We start from the raw sequence: 1,493 nt of genomic DNA, 5'->3' as shown, positions 1-1,493 counted from the left end.
TCAAACTCTACAACATGGCGACCGCTTGGTCGGCGCAAGCCAATACCGTCTCGGCGGTCACGCAAATCAAAGCCGGCGCGGAGAAAGTCAAAAGCGTCAATCACAGTGGTACTGGCATGAGCAAAGTGTGCAGTGCCACCCGCAATGCGGTGTCCTCCACGATTTGTGGTGACACGCGTGATGGCGTTGGCACCAATGAATATGGCGGGAATTACACCTTGACGGTCGATAGCGCGAACATGCAGCGCGTGAAGGTGGGCATCACCAACATCGATACGCAATACATCGATGACTTGGCCGATACGCTGGCCAAATTGAGTGCCGGTAACTGTAACAGCGCTGCCAGCTGCGCGACCTTAGCGGTCGCTGGCAACACCATCACAGTGACGCTGTAAGGAGTCGGCATGAATCTTACCTCCCTCACGCTAGCCAGTACGCTGCGCACCTTGGCCATGTTAGGCGTAGTGAGCGGGTTATTGCTGGCTTACCACGGCGAACGAGAAAAAGCGTTATTTAAGCGGACAACATCAGCAGTCATGCAAGCAATGGATGAGCAGATACGCAGCGAAACCGAGCGCACAGGCTGTCTGCACATACCGATTGATGACAACATCAATACATTGGTCAGTGAGGGGTGGTTGGAGGCGAGCATCCGGGATAACAGCCCTTGGGCGCTCGATATTGCCTATCAGGCGAGCCGCAACAGTGGCCGCGTGATAGGTAAGCACCTCACGTTGACGGCGCACTCCAGTCAGGAGGCGACTCGCCTTAACGAACTGGCTCAAACCGTGATAGGCAGTTGGCAATTTCAAGGTCGAACTTTAAAGATACTTGAAGTCGTTAAAGGGCCCACTGATGTATCACGCATGGAGTTTGACCCAGCTACGGCGTGTTTTGCTTGGTAAACATAAGCTTGCCGAATAAAGGAATGAATGATGAACAATAAAATGAAAACACGCTTATTTAAAACAGGCCCAATGATGAATCAAGATACCAAGATTGGGCTTTGGTTCTTGTTACTTTGGGGATTAGGTCTAGTGGCAGGCGTTCAAATTGGCATGAATCATAAAGAAATAATGAATGTACTTAACGGAAGACCGTCATTTTTCATATCGGTATCTTGTCCCGATAAAGGACCAACAACCACTCATTGCGAGGAGTATGGTGTCCTGATGAAAAACATGAGGAGTATGGATGATGAATAGTGCCTTCAAACAACGCGGCGTGGGGCTAGTCGAGTTTCTCATTACGCTCGGGCTCATCCTGGCGATTGTGGGGATCAGCTACCCGGTGTATCACAATTATCAGGAAGACAAGAAAGCGAAAGCTTACGGTGAGCACATTAGAGAATTGATAGAGCGGATTCATCAATATCAATACTACAAAATCACCGAAGAAGGTGTCGATGCGACCAGTCAAACGAGTTGGCCAGCAACGTTGGATAACCTCATGAACGACTACCCCGAACAATACTGGGGCAGTTGCACGATTGA

4 protein-coding genes are annotated in these 1,493 nt (G+C 50.0%); all 4 read left to right on the top strand.

All coding sequences use genetic code 11. The annotated features are described in order from the left end of the window. Nucleotides 1-395: hypothetical protein (locus AB6D93_RS24000; RefSeq protein WP_372159249.1), on the top strand; the 395-nt coding region annotated here is incomplete at its 5' end. A 9-nt stretch (nt 396-404) separates the two neighbouring features. After that, a complete protein-coding gene (locus tag AB6D93_RS23995; protein WP_102332167.1) occupies nt 405-905 on the top strand; it encodes a hypothetical protein in 501 nt (166 codons plus the stop codon). Between the two features lie 27 nt (nt 906-932). Continuing rightward, nucleotides 933-1,205 (top strand): hypothetical protein, encoded by a 273-nt coding sequence (locus AB6D93_RS23990; protein ID WP_133152318.1) that lies wholly within the window; start codon nt 933-935, stop codon nt 1,203-1,205. Next, a partial coding sequence (locus AB6D93_RS23985; RefSeq protein WP_372159248.1) for a type II secretion system protein occupies nt 1,195-1,493 on the top strand: 299 nt, incomplete at its 3' end. The genes AB6D93_RS23990 and AB6D93_RS23985, both read left to right, overlap by 11 nt.

The sequence above is a fragment of the Vibrio sp. 10N.247.310.23 genome, from assembly GCF_041467155.1.
Classification (GTDB): Bacteria; Pseudomonadota; Gammaproteobacteria; order Enterobacterales; family Vibrionaceae; genus Vibrio; species Vibrio crassostreae_C.
The sequence above is the reverse complement of the archived record's forward strand: the minus strand, read 5'-3'. Positions and strand labels throughout refer to the sequence as shown.